General features: G+C 68.7%; 19 protein-coding genes and 1 pseudogene. 11 read left to right on the top strand and 9 right to left on the bottom strand.

Annotated features, from left to right (window positions below):
- Positions 1–90: 90 nt before the first annotated feature.
- Positions 91–2,283 carry an RNA polymerase recycling motor ATPase HelR gene (gene helR / locus ACFXKN_RS20070; RefSeq protein ID WP_379433567.1) on the top strand — a complete coding sequence of 731 codons (2,193 nt, stop codon included), beginning with the start codon at positions 91–93 and terminating at the stop codon, positions 2,281–2,283.
- A gap of 84 nt (positions 2,284–2,367) precedes the next feature.
- Here the strand turns inward: helR and hutH are convergent, their stop codons facing one another.
- Positions 2,368–3,927: a histidine ammonia-lyase gene (hutH, locus tag ACFXKN_RS20065; protein ID WP_379433566.1), complete on the bottom strand. Its 1,560-nt coding sequence runs from the start codon at positions 3,925–3,927 to the stop codon at positions 2,368–2,370.
- A 243-nt stretch (positions 3,928–4,170) separates the two neighbouring features.
- Between hutH and hutI the strand changes: the two genes are divergently transcribed.
- On the top strand, positions 4,171–5,361 hold the full coding sequence (gene hutI, locus ACFXKN_RS20060; RefSeq protein WP_378966248.1) for an imidazolonepropionase: 1,191 nt from the start codon (positions 4,171–4,173) through the stop codon (positions 5,359–5,361).
- Positions 5,358–6,275, top strand: a complete 918-nt coding sequence (gene hutG, locus ACFXKN_RS20055) for a formimidoylglutamase (protein ID WP_378966257.1) — start codon at positions 5,358–5,360, stop codon at positions 6,273–6,275. Before hutI ends, hutG begins: the two co-directional genes overlap by 4 nt.
- A 15-nt stretch (positions 6,276–6,290) precedes the next feature.
- On the opposite strand, the gene ACFXKN_RS20050 is transcribed toward hutG, so the two are convergent.
- From ACFXKN_RS20050 to ACFXKN_RS20040, 3 genes are read right to left on the bottom strand one after another with little or no spacing between them, the layout of a single operon-like run.
- Positions 6,291–7,574, bottom strand: coding sequence for an ArsB/NhaD family transporter (locus tag ACFXKN_RS20050; RefSeq protein ID WP_378966262.1), 1,284 nt, complete (start codon positions 7,572–7,574; stop codon positions 6,291–6,293).
- 14 nt (positions 7,575–7,588) lie between these two features.
- On the bottom strand, positions 7,589–8,047 hold the full coding sequence (locus tag ACFXKN_RS20045; RefSeq protein WP_378966269.1) for a CBS domain-containing protein: 459 nt from the start codon (positions 8,045–8,047) through the stop codon (positions 7,589–7,591).
- Positions 8,048–8,076: 29 nt separating this feature from the next.
- A complete protein-coding gene (locus ACFXKN_RS20040) occupies positions 8,077–8,352 on the bottom strand; it encodes a hypothetical protein (protein WP_378966276.1) in 276 nt (91 codons plus the stop codon).
- A 176-nt stretch (positions 8,353–8,528) separates the two neighbouring features.
- Between ACFXKN_RS20040 and ACFXKN_RS20035 the strand changes: the two genes are divergently transcribed.
- Complete coding sequence (locus ACFXKN_RS20035) at positions 8,529–9,545, top strand: histidine kinase (RefSeq protein WP_378966292.1); 1,017 nt, start codon at positions 8,529–8,531, stop codon at positions 9,543–9,545.
- Positions 9,542–10,195: a response regulator transcription factor gene (locus ACFXKN_RS20030; protein WP_301901138.1), complete on the top strand. Its 654-nt coding sequence runs from the start codon at positions 9,542–9,544 to the stop codon at positions 10,193–10,195. Before ACFXKN_RS20035 ends, ACFXKN_RS20030 begins: the two co-directional genes overlap by 4 nt.
- 52 nt (positions 10,196–10,247) lie before the next feature.
- On the opposite strand, the gene ACFXKN_RS20025 is transcribed toward ACFXKN_RS20030, so the two are convergent.
- From ACFXKN_RS20025 to ACFXKN_RS20015, 3 genes are read right to left on the bottom strand one after another with little or no spacing between them, the layout of a single operon-like run.
- Positions 10,248–11,441, bottom strand: a complete 1,194-nt coding sequence (locus tag ACFXKN_RS20025) for a cation:proton antiporter (RefSeq protein ID WP_378966637.1) — start codon at positions 11,439–11,441, stop codon at positions 10,248–10,250.
- Positions 11,442–11,451: 10 nt separating this feature from the next.
- Complete coding sequence (locus tag ACFXKN_RS20020) at positions 11,452–11,934, bottom strand: cation:proton antiporter regulatory subunit (protein WP_378966304.1); 483 nt, start codon at positions 11,932–11,934, stop codon at positions 11,452–11,454.
- Positions 11,935–11,994: 60 nt separating this feature from the next.
- On the bottom strand, positions 11,995–12,474 hold the full coding sequence (locus ACFXKN_RS20015; RefSeq protein WP_378966308.1) for a cation:proton antiporter regulatory subunit: 480 nt from the start codon (positions 12,472–12,474) through the stop codon (positions 11,995–11,997).
- 347 nt (positions 12,475–12,821) lie between these two features.
- Here ACFXKN_RS20015 and ACFXKN_RS20010 point away from each other — a divergent pair, with 347 nt between their 5' ends.
- A complete protein-coding gene (locus ACFXKN_RS20010) occupies positions 12,822–13,157 on the top strand; it encodes an STAS domain-containing protein (protein ID WP_378966313.1) in 336 nt (111 codons plus the stop codon).
- Positions 13,158–13,223: 66 nt separating this feature from the next.
- Here ACFXKN_RS20010 and ACFXKN_RS20005 read toward each other — a convergent pair whose 3' ends face one another.
- Complete coding sequence (locus tag ACFXKN_RS20005; RefSeq protein ID WP_378966318.1) at positions 13,224–14,261, bottom strand: LLM class F420-dependent oxidoreductase; 1,038 nt, start codon at positions 14,259–14,261, stop codon at positions 13,224–13,226.
- A gap of 149 nt (positions 14,262–14,410) precedes the next feature.
- Between ACFXKN_RS20005 and ACFXKN_RS20000 the strand changes: the two genes are divergently transcribed.
- The 3 genes and pseudogenes from ACFXKN_RS20000 (at position 14,411) to ACFXKN_RS19990 (ending at position 17,221) form a co-directional block, all read left to right on the top strand.
- On the top strand, positions 14,411–15,070 hold the full coding sequence (locus ACFXKN_RS20000) for a cyclodeaminase/cyclohydrolase family protein (protein ID WP_379433565.1): 660 nt from the start codon (positions 14,411–14,413) through the stop codon (positions 15,068–15,070).
- Between the two features lie 324 nt (positions 15,071–15,394).
- Positions 15,395–15,766, top strand: a pseudogene (locus tag ACFXKN_RS19995) (L,D-transpeptidase); the annotation flags it as partial.
- Between the two features lie 111 nt (positions 15,767–15,877).
- Complete coding sequence (locus ACFXKN_RS19990) at positions 15,878–17,221, top strand: hypothetical protein (protein ID WP_379433564.1); 1,344 nt, start codon at positions 15,878–15,880, stop codon at positions 17,219–17,221.
- Positions 17,222–17,411: 190 nt separating this feature from the next.
- On the opposite strand, the gene ACFXKN_RS19985 is transcribed toward ACFXKN_RS19990, so the two are convergent.
- Positions 17,412–18,263 (bottom strand): bifunctional 5,10-methylenetetrahydrofolate dehydrogenase/5,10-methenyltetrahydrofolate cyclohydrolase, encoded by an 852-nt coding sequence (locus tag ACFXKN_RS19985; RefSeq protein ID WP_378966343.1) that lies wholly within the window; start codon positions 18,261–18,263, stop codon positions 17,412–17,414.
- 170 nt (positions 18,264–18,433) lie between these two features.
- On the opposite strand from ACFXKN_RS19985, the gene ACFXKN_RS19980 reads away from it, so the two are divergent.
- Positions 18,434–19,306 (top strand): YdcF family protein, encoded by an 873-nt coding sequence (locus tag ACFXKN_RS19980; protein ID WP_378966348.1) that lies wholly within the window; start codon positions 18,434–18,436, stop codon positions 19,304–19,306.
- Positions 19,307–19,370: 64 nt separating this feature from the next.
- Positions 19,371–20,177, top strand: coding sequence for a putative protein N(5)-glutamine methyltransferase (locus ACFXKN_RS19975; protein ID WP_378966355.1), 807 nt, complete (start codon positions 19,371–19,373; stop codon positions 20,175–20,177).
- Positions 20,178–20,225 lie beyond the last annotated feature (48 nt).

Raw genomic sequence — 20,225 nt, 5'->3', positions numbered from 1 at the left:
CAATATATAGCGCATGTGGGGACTTGCGGCAAGGCCCCGTTGGTGCTGCACAATCATCCGGTCGCAGCGGAAAAGTACAGTTAGGGGCCTATGTCAGCGCACGGGTACGAAGAGGAACGCCGGTCCGAGCAAGGCTATGTCGCCGGGTTATACGCGCGGCTCGATGCCGAGCGGGCACGGGTGAAGGGCCGCTACGGCGCGGCCCTGCGCTCCAAGGGCGACTCCCCGATGGAGCGCGACAACGAGGTGCGGGCGCTGGGCAAAGAGGTACAGCGCCTCGACGTGGCCGACAACGGACTGTGTTTCGGCCGGCTCGACGCGGCGTCGGGCGAGCGGTCCTATATCGGCCGGATCGGGTTGTTCGACGAGTCGAACGACTTGGAACAGCTGCTCCTGGACTGGCGGGCACCCGCGGCGCGCGCGTTCTATGTCGCCACCGCGGCCAACCCGGAGGGCATGCGCAGGCGTCGCCAGTTCCATACCCGGGGACGTCAGGTGGTCGATTTCACCGACGAGGTGCTCGGCCGCCCGGACGGCAGCGAGGGCGGGACCGACGCCGCGCTGCTCGCCGCGGTCGACGCGCCCCGCGGGGACGGGATGCGTGACATCGTCGCGACGATCCAGGCCGAACAGGACGAGATCATCCGTCTGGAGCACCCCGGCGTGACCGTGATCGAGGGCGGTCCCGGCACCGGGAAGACCGTGGTGGCGCTGCACCGCGTCGCGTACCTGCTCTACACCCAGCGCAGGCGGATGGAGCGGCAGGGCGTGCTGGTGGTCGGCCCCAACCCGGCCTTCCTCGATCACATCGCCCATGTGCTGCCCTCGCTCGGCGAGACCAATGTCGTGTTCGCCACCACCGCCGATCTCGTCCCCGGGCTGCACGCGACCGCGGAGGACATCCCCGAAGCAGCCCGGCTCAAGGGCTCGCTGCGGATCCTGGATGTCCTGGCAGCGACGATCGCGGATCGACAGCGCCTGCCCGAGGAGCCCCTGACGATCGCGCTGACCGACGTGACGGTGCGGATCGACGCCGCGACCGCGGAGTGGGCCAGGCAGGAGGCGCGGGAGAGCGGCCGGCCGCACAACGAGGCGCGCGCGGTGTTCGCCGAGATCATCACCTATGTCCTCACCGAACGCGCGATCGCCCGGATCGGTGAGGGCTGGCTGACTCGTGACGACACCGAGGCGTGGGAACAACTGCGCGCCGACCTGGTCCGCGAGCTCGCCGACAATGCCGAGTTCACCGCGGCGCTGGATCAGTGCTGGCCGATTCTGCAGCCGGAAACCGTGCTGTCCCAGCTGTATTCGTCCCACGATCGGCTTCGGGCGGCGGGCGTGGACGAGGCGCTGTGGCGGGCCGACGGTGGTGCGTGGACGGTGTCGGACGTACCGCTGCTCGATGAACTGGCCGACCTGCTCGGCCGCGACAAGGCCGCCGACGACTCCGCCGAGCGAGAACGCAAGGCCGAGGCCGAGTACGCGGCGGGTGTGCTCGACACCCTGATCAGCCGCGAGGACCTGATGGACGACGAGGACCATCTGCTGGCCCAGGACATGCTCTACGGCGAAGACCTGGCCGAACGCTTCCTCGAGCGCGACACCCGCGAACTCGCCGAACGTGCTGCGGCGGACCGTGATTGGACCTACGGGCACGTGGTGGTCGACGAAGCCCAGGAACTGTCGGAGATGGACTGGCGGGTGCTGATGCGCCGCTGCCCGAGCCGCTCGTTCACCATCGTGGGCGATCTCGCGCAGCGGCGGTCCGCGGCGGGCGCGACCTCATGGGCCACGATGATGGAGCCCTACGTCCCCGGCCGCTGGATCTACCGTTCCCTGACGGTGAACTACCGCACCCCGGCGGAGATCATGGCCGTGGCCGCCGACGTGCTCGCCGAGTTCGCGCCGGATGTGCGGCCCCCGGATTCGGTCCGCTCCTGCGGTGTCGCACCCTGGTCCCGTCTGCTCACTGCCGACGAACTGCCCGCTGCGATCGAGGAATTCGTCCGGGACGAGGCGGGCCGCGAGGGGACGAGCATTGTGATCGGTCCGCCGGGCGTGCCGGGCACGGTGCCCGCGTCGGAGACCAAGGGCCTCGAGTTCGACGCGGTACTCGTCGTGGATCCGCAGCGAATTCTCGCCGATGGACCTCGCGGCGCCGCCGAACTCTACGTCGCGCTGACCCGCGCCACCCAACGTCTCGGCGTCCTGCATCAGAGCCCGGTGCCGGAGTCGCTGCGCGGACTCACCGCGGTCCAACCGGCAGAACAGCTGCACGCGTAGCGATCTCACGTCCGCGCTGCCGGTCGCCGCGCGGCGATCGGCGCGATGCGCATCGGCCCGCACGGGGTCAGCACGCTCCGGCAATCAGCCGAGGGGACCGGTCACGGCCTCAGCGGCGGCCAGCAGCGCACCGGAGCCGGCCAACCGCACCGCCGCTTCGATCTCGGGGGCAAGGTAGCGATCCGGGCCGGGGCCAGGCACCTCGGCGCGCAGCGTCGCGAGCACGGCCGCGGTGGCGGGTGCCGGGACGAGCGGTGCGCGCAGGTCGAGGCCGCGGGCCGCGGTGAGGGCTTCGATGGCCAGGACTCGGGTGAGGCCGTCGAGGGCTCGGCGGAGTTTGCGGGCGGCGGACCAGCCCATCGAGACGTGGTCTTCCTGCATGGCCGAGGACGGGATCGAATCGACCGAGGCAGGCGCGGCCAGCCGTGTGAGGTCGGAGACGATGGCGGCCTGGGTGTACTGGGCGATCATGTGGCCGCTGTCGACACCGGGATCGTCGGCCAGGAACGGGGGCAGGCCGTGGTTGCGGGCCTTGTCGAGGAAGCGATCGGTGCGGCGTTCGCTCATCGAGGCGACGTCGGCGATCACGATGGCGAGGAAGTCCAGGACATAGGCGACGGGGGCGCCGTGGAAGTTGCCGTTGGATTCGACGCGGCCGTCGAGGGTGACGACGGGATTGTCGACGGCACTGGCCAATTCGTAGGCGGCGACGCGTTCGGCGTGGTCGAGGGTGTCGCGGGCCGCGCCGGCGACCTGGGGTGCGCAGCGCAACGAGTAGGCGTCTTGCACGACAGCGCAGTCCGGGGTGGCGTGACTGGCGACGATCGGCGAATCAGCCAGCAGGCGCACCATATTGGCGGCCGCGATCGCCTGGCCCGGTTGCGGGCGCAACGCCTGCAGGTCGGCGGCGAAGACCTTGTCGGTGCCGAGCAGACCCTCCACGCTCATCGACGCGGTCACATCGGCCAGCCGCAGCAGGGCGCGCAGGTCGTGGCAGGCCAGCACCAGCATGCCGAGCATGCCGTCGGTGCCGTTGATCAGCGCGAGGCCTTCCTTCTCCTCGAGTTCGACGGGGGCGATCCCGGCGACGGCCATGGCTGCGGCGGCAGGCCCGAGGACACCGTTCGCATCCCGCACGGTGCCCTCCCCGATCGCGGCCAGCGCGACATGCGCCAGCGGCGCGAGATCCCCGGAGCAGCCGAGACTGCCGTACTCGTAGACCACCGGAGTGATGCCCGCCGACAGCATCGCGGCATAGGTCTGCGCGACCACCGGGCGCACGCCGGTCCGGCCGGTGGCCAGCGTAGACAGGCGCAGCACCATCAACGCGCGCACCACCTCCCGCTCCACCTCGGCACCCGAACCGGCCGCATGCGAACGGATCAGACTGCGCTGCAATTGCTTACGCGACTCCTGCGGAATATGCCGGACGGCGAGCGCACCGAACCCGGTCGACACGCCATACACCGGGTTCGGATCCGCGGCCAGCGCCTCGATCAGCGCACGACTCGCCGCGATGGCGGCAACAGCCTCATCCGAGACCACCACCTCGGCACCATCCCTGGCCACCCGCACCACGTCCGGTGGCGATACCGGACCCGTGCCGACGACGACCGGTACGGACCGATCCGAGTCGATGCTCACGATGCTTCTCCCTTCACTGCCGCCGCTTGACGTTCTTGTCTATACAGGTCTATACCTATCCTACGTGACCTGGCGCACATTCGCCCGGCCGCGCTCCACGGCGTCACCGCAGAAAGAGGCCGTAATGACACGCACCGGCACATCCGAGGACCGATCGCGCGACGCACCAGCAATCCGCCCGTGCACATGATCTACCCCGCGCGCACCGCCATGCTCGATACCCGCAGCTAGGAGGACTCACCCGTGCCAACCACCGTGCTGAGCGATATCGGCACCCTCGTCACCAACGACCCGGCGCTGGGCGACGGCCCGCTGGGGATCCGGCGCGAGGCCGCGCTCGTCATCGACGACGGGCGGGTGGCGTGGGTCGGTGACAGTGCCGACGCACCCGCCGCCGACACCGGATTCGATCTCGCCGGACGCGCGGTGCTGCCGGGATTCGTCGAATCGCATTCGCACCTGGTTTTCGCGGGTGATCGCGCCGAGGAGTTCGCGGCCCGGATGGCGGGTCGCCCCTACGCGGCGGGTGGCATCCGCACCACCATCGAGGCGACCCGGGCCGCCAGCGACGAGCAGCTCGCGGCGACCGTGCGCGGGCTGCTGGACGAGTCGCTGCGGGCGGGCAGCACCACGGTCGAATGCAAGAGCGGCTACGGGCAGACCGTCGCGGACGAACTGCGCAGCGTACAGATCGCGGCCCGCTTCACCGACGAGGTGACCCTGCTCGCCGCCCATGTACCGCCACCCGAATATGCCGGTCGTGCCGACGAATACGTGACGATGGTGTGCGAGGAGATGATTCCGCGGTGCGCGCCGTACGCCCGGTGGATCGATGTGTTCTGCGAGCAGGGCGCTTTCGACCGCGATCAGGCGCATGCCGTGCTCACTGCCGGGATCGCGCACGGGCTGGTGCCGCGGGTACACGGCAATCAGCTGCATCAGGGACCGGGCGTGCGGCTGGCCGTCGAGCTCGGTGCCGCGTCGGTGGATCATGTGTCGCATGTGAACGGTGCCGATATCGCCGCACTCGCCGACAGCGAGACGGTGGCCACGCTGCTGCCCGGCGCCGACTTCTGTACGCGCAACAGCTATCCCGATGCCAGGGCGCTGCTGGACGCGGGGGTCACCGTCGCGCTCGGCGCGGACTGCAATCCGGGCACCAGCTACACGACGAACTTGCCCTTCTGTATCGCGCTGGCCGTCCGGGAGATGCACATGACGCCCGATGAAGCGGTCTGGGCCGCGACGGCGGGTGGCGCGAAGGCGTTGCGGCGCACCGATATCGGTGCCCTCTCCCCCGGTTTCCGGGCCGATGCCATCGCGCTGGACGCCCCGTCGCACCTGCATCTCGCCTACCGCCCCGGCGTTCCCATAGTCAGTCAGGTGTGGCGTGACGGCCTGCTCGTGGTGTCGAATCGAGGTGTGGCGCAGTGAGTTCCGATTCCGCCTGGACCGGTCGCGTGGACGGCACGACGCCCGAGCATCTGCGCTGGCATCAGATCGTCACGCCGTACGAGCCGGGAAACGACCCCGGGGCATGCGTGTTCGTCGGTTTCGCCTGCGAGGAAGGGGTGCGCCGGAACAAGGGCCGCCTCGGAGCAGCGCAGGGGCCGGACGCGCTGCGGCGCGCGCTGGCACCGATGGCGCTCGCCACGGAACTGCGAGCCTTCGACGCGGGCACGATCGCCGTCACCGACGACCGGTTGGAGGACGGTCAGCGCCGACTGGGCGAGACGGTGTCCGCACTACTGGACGACGGCGCGTTCCCGGTCGTGCTCGGCGGCGGTCACGAGGTCGCCTACGGCACCTACCTCGGGCTGGCCGGTGCTGCCCGCCGCACTCCGGGCAGCACCGTCGGAATCCTCAATCTCGACGCGCATTTCGACCTGCGTCCCGATCCCGCGCCCAGCTCCGGCACCCCGTTCCGGCAGATAGTCGAGACCGACACCGACGTCCGGTACGCGGTGATCGGGATCAGCCAGCCGAGCAACACCAGGATCCTGTTCGACACCGCGGACAGCTTCGGGGTGCGCTATCTGCTCGACGACGACTGCGAGCCGAACCGGGTCGCCACCTTCGTCGACGACTTCCTGGTCGGGATCGACCTGCTGTATCTGACCATCGACCTCGACGTCCTCCCCGCGTCCGTCGCTCCCGGCGTGAGTGCCCCCGCGGCATACGGTGTTGCGTTGGCCACGATCCAGTCCGCCTGCGACCGCGTCACCGCCAGTGGCAAACTCGCGATTGTCGATGTCGCCGAACTCAACCCCCGCCTCGACATCGACAACCGCACCGCCCGCAGCGCCGCCCGCCTCATCCATCGCATCGTCACCGGGCACGTCGAATGAGAACCGTCGCGGGACTCAGAAGTAGCGGATCCAGACGTAGATCCAGGCGATGACACTGCTGAGCAGCGTGACCAGCATGCCGTACTTCGTGAACTGCCAGAAGGTGATCCGCTGCCCCGCGCGGGCGGCGATCCCGAGGGCGACCACATTGGCACTGGCCGCCACCGCCGTGCCGTTGCCACCGAAGTCGGCGCCCAAAGCGAATGCCCACCACAGTGACTGCCCGGTAGCCGGATCCGGTGCGCCCGCGACGAGGTCTTCGACCACCGGCGCCATGGTCGCGGTGTAGGGGATGTTGTCGACGAACGCGCCCAGGATCGCCGAACCGAAGACCAGCGCGGTCGCGGCGAGGAAGTAGTTGTCGCCGACCCACCCGGTCGCGGCGTCCCCGATCGTGGCGATCACCCCGGTGTGTACCAGGCCCGCGACCATCACGAACAAGCCCATGAAGAACACCAGCGTCGGCCACTCCACCTCCTGCAGGATGTCGCCGATATCGAGACCGGAAACCAGCACCATGATGCCCGCGCCGACCAGCGCGATCACCGACGGCGCGACATGCAGCACGCTGTGCAGGCAGAAGCCGATCACCACACCGGTCAGCACGATCATCGAGCGCACCAGCAGTTTCGGATCGCGGATCGCGCGGCGTTCCTGCAGCGACATCACCGCGTCGACCGAGGTGGGATCGGTGCGCAGCGCCGAGCGGAACAACACCCGGGTCAGCGCGACGAACAACACGAAGGTGATCACCACGATCGGTGCCATGTGCACGAGGAAGTCGTTGAAGCTCAACCCGGCCCGGCTGGCGATGATGATGTTGGGCGGGTCGCCGATCAGCGTGGCGGCACCACCGATATTGGACGCGAGAACCTCGGCGATGATGAACGGTTGCGCGGCGATACCGAGCCTGCGGCACACCACCAATGTCACCGGTGCCACCAGCATGATGATGGTGACGTTGTCGAGGAACGGTGAGGCGACCGCGGTGATCAGCATGAGCATCACCATCAGGCGGTACGGATTGCCCCGAGACCGCTTGGCCGACCAGATCGCCAGGTAGTCGAACAACCCGGTCTGCTTGATGACACCGACGATGATCATCATCCCGAGCAACAGGAAGATGACATTCCAGTCGATGCCCTCGTGGGCGGAATAGAAGACTTCATCGCCAGGAATCAGGCCGAGCAAGGCCATTGCCCCCGCGGCGATCAGGACGGTTTTGACCTTGTCGGCTTTCTCCGTGGCGATGAAGAAGAAGGCGACCACGAAGATGATGACGGCAAGAGTTGCGGCCATGCGCGGTGTGGCGTTCAGTCGCCGGGGCCGACGACAGCGAGGCTGGTCAGCAACCGTTCCAGGGTGATCGCGCCGCGCAATGTGCGCGAGCGGTCGACCACGGCGATGAGCGGACTGTGCTTGCGCGCCATCAGGATCGCGATTTCCAGCAGGGTCGCGTCGGGGGTGACGGTGACCGGCTTGCTCGCGCCGTCGGGCAGACAGTCGCCGACGGTGAGACTGCCGGGTTCCTGCCAGAACAGGTCGGCGTGCACCTCGTCGATCGTGCGGACCAGCGTGGGGTCGTCGTGATAGGAGGCGGGAATCGCCAGGCGCAGCACCTGGGTTCCCGGCAGGACCGCCACCGGCCGGTCCATCTCGTCGACGACGATCAGACCGGGCAACCGGTTGACCACCATCAGCCGGACCGCGCGGGCGACGGGGTCGCTGGTGCGGACGGTCGGCAGGTTCATCGCGATATCGCGTGCACGCATGGCATGGCTCCGGGGGGATTCGACTGTGCTCACGGGTGGGCCTTTCGTCCGGTCAGCAGGTCAAGGCGTTGTTCGAGGCGAGCCAGCCGGTCCACGAAGGGCCGCGAATGCATCAGCTCGGCGACCTGGTCGGCTTCGTCGGGCTCCAGTTCGATGTCGACCGTGGGTTCATCGCCGCCACCGGCGTAGGCGAGCAGGCGACGCGCGCCCGTCGATTCCGTCAGCAGGGCGAATCGGGTGCCGTGGCGAGTGCGGAAGCTGTACAGCACACCTGCTCCCGGGATCGTCGTCCGGTCGATATCCATGGCCGGCGGTCCTTCCTCGGCTCGTCGAAAGCGTCTGATCCGAGTCTGGTTCGCGCAGGTGGCGGGCACTATCGGCCGTGACACCCATTTCGTGGGCCGGGCTGGGCCGGTAAACGGGTGCGGGATGGGTGCCGGACACCATGGACAGAACACAAGGGCGCCAGCATGCTGGTGTCATGAACCGTCTCGCAGCGCTGCGAGCAGGACGCTCGCGGCGAATCCGAACACCGGTGACGGCGTTGTTCTGGCGGATCTGCTTGCTCAACGGCGTGATCTTCACCCTCGGCACGCTGATCCTGGCCTTCTCCCCGGCCACGGTGTCGGCCCGGCTGCGCCTGACCGAGGTGCCGGTGCTGGTGATCGGACTCGCGGTGATCCTCACGGCGAACGCGGTGGCATTGCGCACCTCGCTGGCTCCGCTCGACGAGCTGGTCGCCTCCATGCGCCGCGTCGATCCGCCCCGGCGCGCGGTCCGCCTCGATCACGGCGCCAGCGGGGATTTCCACCAGCTGATCGAGACCTTCAACGCGATGCTCGACCGGCTCGAAGCCGAACGTTCGGTGGCCGGCGGTACCGCGCTGGCCGCGCAGGAGGGCGAGCGGCGGCGCATCGCCCGCGAACTGCACGACGAGATCGGCCAGAGCCTGACGGTGGCACTGTTGCGGCTCAAACGAGTCGTCGATCGGGCGCCCACCGATCTGCGCGAGGAGGTAGAGGCCGCGCAGGAGACGGTGCGTGGCTGTCTCGACGAGGTCCGCGGGATCGCCGCACGGCTGCGGCCCGATGTGCTCGAGGACCTCGGCCTGCACAGCGCGATCACCGCGCTGTGCCACGAATTCACCCGTTCGGCAGGTATTTCCGTGCGCCGCGAGGTCGACCCGGCGATCAGCCGCCTCGACCCCGACATCGAACTCGTCTGCTACCGGGTCGCCCAGGAGAGCCTGACGAACGTGTTGCGGCACGCCGACGCCGACGAGGTGACCTTGCTGATCACCTCCCGAGCCGACACCGTGATGCTGCGGGTCACCGACAACGGTCGCGGCGGCGTGGTCGAGGACGGGGCGGGAATCCGCGGAATGCGCGAGCGCGCCATGTTGATCGACGCGACGCTGACCATCACGTCCCCGGACTCGGGAGGCACCGCAGTCGACCTGATCGTCCCGGTCACCGCGCGCGAAGGAGTTCCGGCATGAGCGCGCCGACCCGGATTCTGCTGGCCGACGACCACGCGCTGGTGCGCAGCGGATTGCGGATGATCCTGGACAACGAACCGGACCTGCTCGTGGTCGCCGAGGCCGCCAACGGGCTCGACGCGGTGACCGCCCTCGCCGACGACAGCATCGACCTGGTGATCCTCGACATCGCCATGCCGCGGATGACCGGCATCCAGGCCGCCCGCGAGATCACCAGGAACAACCATCCGGTGCGCATCCTGATGCTGTCGATGTACGACAACGAGCAGTACTTCTTCGAGTCGCTGAAGGCGGGCGCCTCCGGCTACGTGCTGAAGTCGGTGGCCGATCGCGACCTCATCGAGGCGTGCCGGGCGACGATGCGCGGTGAATCGTTCCTCTACCCGGGCGCGGTCACCGCTCTCGTGCGCGACTACCTGCAACTCGCCCGGCAGGGCTCCGCGCTACCGGAAACGATCCTCACCCCGCGCGAGGAGGAAGTGCTCAAGCTGATCGCCGAGGGGTACTCAGCGCGTGAGATCGCCGCCGAGCTGGTGATCAGTGCCAAGACCGTCGACCGGCATCGCGCCAACATCCTGCAGAAACTGGGCCTGCGCGACCGGCTCGACCTGACCAGGTACGCCATTCGCGCCGGATTGATCGAACCGTGAGAACGCCGAAGGCCCCCGGACCGAAGGATCGCGGGGGCCTCGACAAGGGTCGTCATTCGGCGAGCGGGTCGACCTTCACACGCTGCTTGCGACCGGCCACCAGGCGCATGACCGGTTCCACGATGCGCGCCCCGATCGGGCCGATGATGGCCATCAGGAGCACGTAGGTGGTGGCCAGCGCCGCGAATTCGTCGGGCACCGCACCCGCGGCCACCGCGAGACCCGCGATGACGATCGAGAACTCGCCGCGCGCGATCAGGGCCGTACCGGCGCGGGCTCGGCCCAGCTGTGACGCCCCCGCACGTTTGGCCGCCCACCAGCCCGTGGCGATCTTGGTGGCGGTGGTGACCACGGCCAGCAGGATCGCCCACCCGAGGACCGGCGGGATGGTCGTCGGATCGGTGCTCAAACCGAACAGCACGAAGAACATCGCCGCGAACAGATCGCGCAGCGGTTCGAGGATCTTGGTGGCATCGTGCGCGGTCGAATCCGAGATCGCGATACCGAGCAGGAAGGCGCCGACCGCCGCCGACACCTGCACCGCCGAGGCGATGCCCGCCACCAGCAGTGCCGAACCGAGCAGCTTGAGCAGGAAGATCTCCCGATCCTCACTGGCCACGATCGCCGAGACGTACTTGCCATACCGCAGCGCGACGACGAGCACCAGGGTCACCGCGACCAGCGCGATACCCACGGTGGTCATCCCGGCCACGAACCCGACACCGGCCAGCACCGCGGTGAGCACCGGCAGATACACCGCCATCGCCAGGTCCTCGAACACCAGGATCGACAGGATCGTCGGCGTCTCCCGGTTACCCAGCCGGCCCAGGTCGTTGAGCACCTTGGCGACGATGCCGGAGGAGGAGATGTAGGTGACACCGGCCATCGCGATCGCCCCGGTCGGCCCGAGGCCGAGCATCAGCGCCACGATCACCCCGGGTGTCGCGTTGAGCACCAGGTCGAGCAGACCCGCCGGCCACGATTTACGCATGCCCGTGACCAATTCACCGGCGGTGTATTCCAACCCGAGCAACAACAGCAGCAGCACGACGCCGATCTCACTGGCGATGTGGATGAAGTCCTCCACCTCGTGCAGCTCGATCAGCCCGCCGGTACCGAAGACCAAACCACCGAGCAGGTAGAGCGGGATCGGCGAGAGACCGATGCGTCCCGCGATCCGCCCGAGCACACCCAACCCGAAGAACACAGCCCCCAGCTGGATCAAAGCCAGCGCGGTTCCACTGATCTGCACCGGCTCAGCCGTCGGACAGAATCGAAGCGGCGGCGTCGAGCCCGGCATTCGTGCCGACCACGACGACCATATCGCCACTGGCGAACACGAACTCCGGTCCCGGCGATGCCAGGACCTGCCCCGCGCGCAGGACCGCCACGATCGAGGCGCGGGTCTTGGTCCGCATCTCGGTATCGCCCAACCGCCGTGACGCGTACGGCGAATTCGGTGGCACCGGCATCGACCGCGTGCTCACTCCGTCGAGTTCGCGATGTTCCTCGCGCAGTTGCGCGACCAACTGCGGTGCGCCGAGCAGACTCGCCAGCGTGCGGGCCTCGACAGCGGACAGTGGAATCTGGACGGTCGAATCAGGGTCGCCGACCTTGGTGAAAATCAGGTCGGTACCACCGTCGCGGTGGTCGACGATGCCGATGCGGCGGTCCACCTTCGACAGCGAAAATTGTTTGCGGACACCGATTCCCGGCAGGGATGTCACTTCTACATTCATGGGATCACCTAACCTCAGCTAGGGATACCTTACCTGCTCTTTACTATCAGCATGGATTTGTCAGCCGATGTCCAGCAGCCGCCCCGCCGCGTCGAGGCCCTCATCCGTGCCGACCACAACGACCAGATCGCCGGGAATGAAGGTGAAATCGGTGCCCGGCGACGGGGTCACCTCGCCCGCACGGACCACCGCGACGACCGAAGCCTTGGTGCGGGTGCGCATCTCGGTGTCGCGCAACGGGCGACCGTCGAAGGGACTGCCACGGTCGATCGCGAACTGCCTGGTCGACAGCTCGCCCGCGCTGTGGGTCTCGCGCGTCTTCTGCACCACCTGCGGCGCGCCGAGTAATCCGGCCAGCACGCCGATCTCGGTGTCCGACAAGGGAATCGAGGTCGTCGAGTCGTAATCACCCGCGCGCGAGACGACCAGGTCGACCGAGCCGTCGCGGTGCTCGATCACGCCGATCCGGCGACGCGCCTCCGCCAGCGGAAAGTCCTTGCACACGCCGATTCCCGGTAAAGGCGTCACATCGATGTTCACGCCCTCACAGTACGACCAGATAGGAATAACACCACCCCCTACCCTGCGCACCCGTCCTTCGAAGCTCGCCACGTTCGCCTGTCCGGCCTCGACGCCGACAAGAACGGAGAACTTCGCTCGCTGTTACCGCGCGAATCGCCAGCGGGTGGCGCCGTGCGGATCGGTCAGCGCGACGCCGACCGCAGGGCCGCGCCGATCCCGACCGAGAGTGGTCGACCGTCCGGCGCACCGGCGCCGACATGGCGATCGAGCGGCGGTACCGGCTGTGGCTTGCGTATTCGGGCGAAGTCGGGTGTTGTTGAACAGTGACCAACTCTTCCGGAGACGCGTATCCACTCACGGACACGATGACCACCACGACGGCGGTACACGACGGCGTCACGGTGCTGACGGTGACCGGCGAGGTCGACCTGGCGACCGCACCCGCGCTCGAGGCCACCATCGAGGCCATCCTGGCCGAGAAACCGGCGGCGCTGGTGATCGACCTGACCGCGGTCGGGTTCCTGGCGTCGGCGGGCATGGCGACGCTGGTGGCCGCGCATCAGCGGGCAGGCGAGACCACCTCGATCGCCGTCGTCGCCGACGGGCCTGCCACCAGCCGTCAGCTGAAGATGACGAGCCTGGACCAGGTGTTCGCCATGCACACCACCCTGGCTGCCGCCTTGGCGTCGTTCACGTCCTGACACAGCGAAACGCGCCGCCGGCCGGGAAACCTCCCCGGACGGCGGCGCGTTTGCCGTCGGTCGGTGTCAGCAGAGGGTGCGCAGCTGCTCGATCAGCTTGACGCGACCGGCGGCGTCCTCGGCGATCGGCGTGACGTTGAGCGTGGTGACGCCCGCCTCGGCCATCGCGGCGACGCGCTCCTTCACGAAGCTCTCCGGGCCGATCAGCGACACGTCGCGCACCAGCTCGTCGGGCACCGCCTGGGTGGCGGCCTGCTTGTCACCGGCCAGGTACAGCTCCTGGATGCGGTCGGCGGCCTCGCCGTAGCCGTACTTGGTGGCGAGGGTGTGATAGAAGTTCTTGCCCTTGGCGCCCATGCCGCCGATGTAGAGCGCCAAGTGCGGCTTGACGAACTCGAGCAGCGGGGTCACGTTCTCACCGATCGCCAGTGCGGGACCGGCGAAGATGTCGAGCTCACCCAGCGCGGGATCACGCTTGGCCTTGCCCGCGGCGAGCGCGTCGCCCCACACATCCTTCGCCTTCTCCGGCAGGAAGAAGATCGGCTGCCAGCCGTTGGCGACCTCGGCGGCCAGCTCGACGTTCTTCGGTCCGAGCGCGGCCAGCAGCACCGGAATGTCTTCGCGCACCGGGTGATTGATCAGCTTGAGCTCTTTACCAAGGCCGGTGCCGCGGTCGGCGGGCAGCGGGATCTGGTAGTACTTGCCCTGGTAGTTGAGCTTCTCGCGACGCCACACCTTGCGGCAGATCTCCACCAGTTCGCGGGTGCGCCCGATCGGAGCGTCGTAGGGCACGCCGTGGAAGCCCTCGATGACCTGAGGGCCGGAGGCGCCGATGCCGAGGATGAAGCGACCGTCGGAGACGAAGTCGAGGCCCGCCGCGGTCATCGCGGTGAGGCTGGGGGTCCGGGTGTAGAGCTGCAGGATGCCCGAGGCCAGCTGCACCCGCTCGGTGCGGGCGGCCAGGAAGCCCAGCGCGCTCACCGCGTCGAACGAGTACGCCTCCGGCACGAAGACGATGTCGAGGCCGGCGCGCTCCAGGTCGGCGACCTCGGCCGCCGTCTCCTTGAAACCGCCCGAATAGTTGATGCTCAATCCGATCCGCATGCACTCAACATAGCCCCGGGCAATGCACACACCCCGACCGGTCGGTCTGTCGGCACAGGTGCTGGTCGCGCGGGTTGCGTGGGCGGGCACGCGGTAGCGTTGAGGCAAGATTCCACGCAATTCTCGCCGCATCGAAAGGCCACCCCGTCGTGTCGCAGCCCACCGTGTCGCCGCAGCAGATCGCCCCCTCCTTCGGTTCGGTGACCTTGGAGCACTATCTGTCGGAGCTGGCCGCGAAGGTGCCCGCCCCCGGTGGCGGGGCCGTGGCCGCGCTGCACGCCGCGCAGGCCGCCGCGCTGGTGGCGATGGTGGCGCGCTACACCACCCGCGCCAAGGACGCGGAGAACCGGCCGGTGATCGACCAGATCATCGTGGCCGCCGATGCCGCGCTGGCCAGGTCACTCGAACTCGCCGATGCCGACGCGGCCGCGTTCACTGCCGTCGGTGCCGCCTACAAGCTGACGAAGGACACCGACGCCGAGGTCGCCGCCCGCACCGCGGCGATCAACGCGGCGCTGGTCGAAGCCGCCCGCGTGCCCGCCGCCGTGGTCGACCAGGCCGACGAAATCCTCTCGCTGGCCGCCGAACTGCTGCCGATCGGCAATCCGAACGTGGTCACCGATATCGGCGCCGCCGCCGACGCCGCCCGCGCCGCGGCGATGAGCTCGCAGCTCAATATCGAGATCAACGCCGGCTCCCTGCCCGCCGACCTCGGTGACCCGTTCGCCGCCGCCCTGCTGCGCGTCGACACCATCGCCGCGCGCGCCGACGCCCTGCACGGTGACGTGCTGCACGCGGTCCGCGGCTGAGTTACCGCCCCGCGCGGCAACTGCTGCCGGTCCCCGATCTCGAAGTGAGAACGTTTTTTCGGGGTCCCGACCTGCGCTGACGCAAGACGACACACCGGTACACCCGTTGGCTGTTACCACTTCGATAGGTCGAGTTGATCATGGCGGCCTAGACTTGGATTCCGCCTACGAGTGAGTGAAGGGGTGGCGTTTATGAGGAACGCAGTTCGATTCCTGTTCGTCGCGATCATGGCGGCAATACTGGCCGCATCCTGGTCGGGAGCCGCGTCCGCGGACTTGATCGGAGGCCAGCGCACCCAATACGGCGGTGGCACATACGCCGAGGCGAACCTGTCGACGCACACCTTCACCGTGAGCCAGGGCGGACAGGTCGTGCGGGTGATGCCCGCGTCGATGGGCAAGCCCGGTTTCGAAACGCCCACCGGCACATTCAGCGTTCTGGAGAAGGACCGCTCGGTGGTGTTCGACTCGCGGACCATCGGCATCCCGCTCGACGATCCGGAGGGCTACATCATCGACGGTGAATACGCCGTGCGCCTCACCTGGGGTGGCGTGATGGTGCACTCGGCCCCCTGGTCGGTGGACTCGCAGGGCAACGCCAATGTGAGCCACGGCTGCATCAACCTCGCACCCGACGACGCCGCCTGGTACTTCGAGAATGTCGGCATCGGCGATCAGGTCTATATCCACTGGTAAACATTTTCCCTCGTGGCATTCGGCGAACGCGCCGTCAGGGCAGTATCGTGCCCGTAACGAAATCGTTGCGGGACATACCCTGACGGCGACGAGCCTGATGAAGGTGGGGCGATGGATCGACCGGATGCGCACAGACCGATCGGGGCTCGACAGCATGACCCGGGATCGGCCGGTGCTCCGCTCGCGGCTGTCACCCCGATTCGGCGGTCCCGCGACCTCAGCGCGCCACGGCCTCGCCGGCTGAGCGAGCAGCCGGTCAGCGGTGCACGTCATCGCATCGAAGGTGGTCCGACGACACCGGCCGGTATTCCGGTCGTTCCGGTCGCCGGAGTAGGAGACACCGGGTACGGCAGGGTTGTTCCGGCGGACGCCACCGTCACCGATCGGCTACCCGTGGTCGGCGGAAAATTCGATCCCGGTGCGCGCCACAGCATTCCGGACACCGCGTTCTCGATCGACGACAACGGGCCCGACACCGACGAACTTCCGATCATCACCTCCCCCGCCCCCACCTGGGCGCCCTTCGAGTGGCCTACAGGCAACGACACTGCGGTGACCCAGCATTCGCGTCGCGCACCCGAGGACCGCGGTGCGGACACCTTCCCACCGCGCCCGGCAGCGAACTATGGCGGTGCGGACAGCTTCCCACCGCGCCCCGCGACGAACTACGGCGATACGGACACGTTCCCACCGCGCCCCGCGGCGAACTACGGCGATACGGACACGTTCCCACCGCGCCCCGCGGCGAACTACGGCGATACGGACACGTTCCCACCGCGCCCCGCGTCCGAGTACCGCGACGCGGACAGCTTTTCGCCACATTCGTCAACCGACTCCCGTGGTGTGGACAGTGAGCCCTCGCGTCCCGCACCCGATTACAACGGTGATGACGAAGTCTTCGCGCGAATGATCGACCGCTCCAAACGACGGCGCGTGCCCCGCTGGGTCGCACCGCTGGTCGCCTCGGTGGCCGGTGCCATCCTGCTCGGCGGCACCTACGTCCAACTGCGCGGGCCCGCACCGGCATCCACGGCGGCGAGCACTCCGCTGGCGCCGAGTTCGGCGAGCCCGGTGACGGCCGAGTGCCCCACCGAACAGATCGGCGCCATGGTGCGGGGCAACGGCTCCGGCGGCACCGAGTCCGGCATCGCGGCGATCCTGGCCTTCCAACACGCCTATTACGTCGCGCGGTCCGGCGATCAGGCCCGAACCCTCGTCGCCGCCGGTGCCGTGGCACCCTCCGCGGCCGCCATCCAGGCCGGAATCGACTCCACTCCGGTGGGAACCACACACTGTGTGGAGATCACCCCGGGTGCCTTCGCCGATCAGTACCTCGTCAAGATCACCGCGTTCCGGCCGGATTCGGCGCCGAGCACCTACACACCGCAGCTGGTGGAGACCGCCACGGTCGGCAACAAGACGCTGATCACCTCGTTCGGGGCGGCACCGCGCTAGACCCGAAACTAGGGCCCGCTCTCCACTACCGCGGCCTCGGCACCGACAAGGTCCTCCGCGCCGACCTGCAAGCGACCGGTGGTCGACCGCAGTCGGTGGCCGAGCCGAATTCCGTGCGCGGTCGCATCGAGACGAACGGCATCGGCCTCATCAGCGGCCGGACGATCCCGCAGCTTGATCGCGAAAGCGTTCAGGCGCGGGCGTTTTCGGCCGCGACAACCACGTGGCGCATGAGCAGCGCGGTGGTGACCGGGCCGACACCACCGGGGACGGGGCTCAGCGCCGTCGCCTTGCCGGTGACCGACGCCGCGTCGACATCGCCGACGATGCCGCCGTCTTCGGCTTCATTGGTGCCCACGTCGATCACCACGGCGCCGTCGCCGATGTGCTTGCCGGTGACCAGACCGATCCGGCCCGCCGCGGCGACCACGATATCGGCGGGGGTGGTGACCGCGGCCAGGTCCGCGGTGCGTGAGTGCGCGACGGTGACGGTCGCGTTCTCCGCGAGCAGCAGCTGGGCCAGTGGCTTGCCGACGATGTTGGAGCGGCCGACCACGGTGACGAGGCGGCCCTGCAGCGCGATGCCGTGATGCTTCAGCAACTCGACGACAGCCTCAGAGGTGGCGGGGACGAAACCGTCGAGGCCGGAGGCGAGCAGGCCCAGCGACAGCGGGCTGACGCCGTCGACGTCCTTGGTCGCGGCGATCGCCGAACTCACGTCGTCGAGGTTCACGCCTGCGGGCAGCGGGGTCTGCAGCATGATCGCGTCGGTGGCCGGGTCGGCGCTGCGCGCGCTCAGTTCGGCGCGGATCGTCTCGACGCTCGCGTCGGCACCGAGATCGATGCGCTCGCAGGCGATTCCGAGCCGATCGGCGGCCTTGCGCAGCGAGTTCACGTACCAGGCGCTCGCCGGGTCGTCGTTGGCGACGATCAGCGCCAGCGTCGGCGCGGTGCCCGCGGCGGTGAGCGCGGCCGCGCGCTCCTTCGAGTCGGCGTTGATGGCGGCGGCGAGTTCCTTGCCGGTCAGCGAAGCGGTATCCACGGTGAGTCACCTTATCCGCCGCCGGGCCAACGGCCTGCCGCCGGGCCGCGACGCGCGCAAGCTGGTCGAGGTCCGCCGCGGCCCCGACCACCGGTCGTAGGGTGTTGCCTGCTCTGTCATCAGCTATGCCAGCACGTACCGAACCGTTCGCGGGAAGGGTTGCGACTGTCGTGAAGATCTCGAGGCGTTGGAAACAGGTGGCCGCCGCTGTCGTCACCGCTGCCGCACTTGCGGGCACCGCGGTCGGCCCCGCCGCCGCGGAGGCCGACGTTGCCGCGCTGTACAACTCGGCGCAGCGGCATTTCACCGACGGTGACGATGCCGCGGGACGAGCCGACCTCCGTGCCCTCATCGCCGCCGACCCGCATGACGCCGATGCGCTCGCGCTACAGGCGATCTGGTCGCATTACGCGGGCGACACCGCCGCCGTCGGTGACGCGCTGGCCCGGCTCGGCGGGATCGACGCGGGCATGGCCGCGGGCACCAATCATGTACTGCACGCGGTGACCGCGGCCGCCGCCACCCTGCCCAATCCGCTGCCCGCGCTGGTCGGTCCGCAGACCGGCATCGTTGTTCTCGGCTACGGCCTGTTGCCCGACGGCGCGCTGCGACCGGAGCTGGAGAACCGGCTCACCGCGGCGTGGTTGCAGGCGGTCGCCGCGCCGTTCTCCCCGGTGATCGTGACCGGCGGCAACCCGCAGAACGGCATCTCCGAGGCCGAGGCGATGCGGCGCTGGCTGGTCGCGCGCGGGCTGCCGGGCGATCGGATCCATGTGGAGGATCGGGCCGGGTCGACGGTGCAGAACGCGCTGTTCAGCACTCGGCTGCTGCGCGATCTCGGTGCGACCAGCGCGGTGGTGGTGACCTCCCCGAATCACATTCGGCGCGCGGTAGCCGACTTCATCGTGGCGGGAACGACCGTGGTGGGGGCGATGACCTCGCTCGAACAGCTGGTTTCCCAGTTGCCCCCGCCCGCGCGCCAGGCCCAGCGCGGGATCTACCTCGATGCGACCCGCACCTTCGAACTGGACAGTTCACGCTGAGTCGGTGCGCCGCGATCACGGCGGGCGGTGATAATTCGCTTGCCCGGTCAGGAACAATCGGCGCATGAGCGGTTCGAGTTTCCCCGAGGTGGTCGTGACGTTGCGGCATGCGGGATGTGTGTTCGCCGAGGACGAGGCCACGCTGTTGATCGAGGCGGCGCTCGGCGATCCGCGGCGACTGGATGCGTTGGTCGAGCAGCGGGTCTCGGGGACTCCGCTCGAATATCTGCTCGGCTGGGTGGAATTCCGTGGGCTGCGCGTCGGGGTGCGACCGGGAGTTTTCGTGCCGCGTCAGCGCACCGCGTTTCTGGTGGATCAGGCGGTCGACAGTGTCGCGCCGGGCACGACGCGAGCCTGCGTGGTCGACCTGTGTTGTGGCTGTGGGGCACTCGGGCTGAGCGCGGCGACCGAGCTCACCGCACGGGGGTGCGACGTCGAACTCGTCGCCGCTGATATCGACCCCGTCGCCGTCGCCTGCGCGCGCGAGAATCTCGCGCCGATGAGCGCACCGGTGTTCGCCGGTGATCTGTTCGACGCGCTGCCGGGCGACCTGCGCGGGCGCATCGACATCCTGCTCGCGAACACACCGTATGTGCCGAGTGCCCGGGTGGCCGACCTGCCGCCGGAGGCGCGCGAGCACGAGCCGCTCGCGGCGCTGGACGGCGGGGTGGACGGGCTCGACGTGTTCCGGCGGGTCGCCGAGGGCGCGGCCGCATGGCTGGCGCCGGGCGGGACAGTGCTGGTGGAAACCGGGGCCGGGCAGGTCGATACCGCGTGCTCGGTGCTCACCGCGCAGGGTCTCGTACCCCGCGTGGCAGAGTCCCGGGAGTACTACGCCACCGTGGTCGTCGGCACCCGGAAACCTCGCTGATCGCGCCGCCACTACCCCGCTGAACCAACGGTCGAGACCTGACCAGGA

It is taken from the genome of Nocardia sp. NPDC059195 (genome assembly GCF_042754695.1).
GTDB lineage: Bacteria > Actinomycetota > Actinomycetes > Mycobacteriales > Mycobacteriaceae > Nocardia.
The sequence above is the reverse complement of the archived record's forward strand: the minus strand, read 5'-3'. Positions and strand labels throughout refer to the sequence as shown.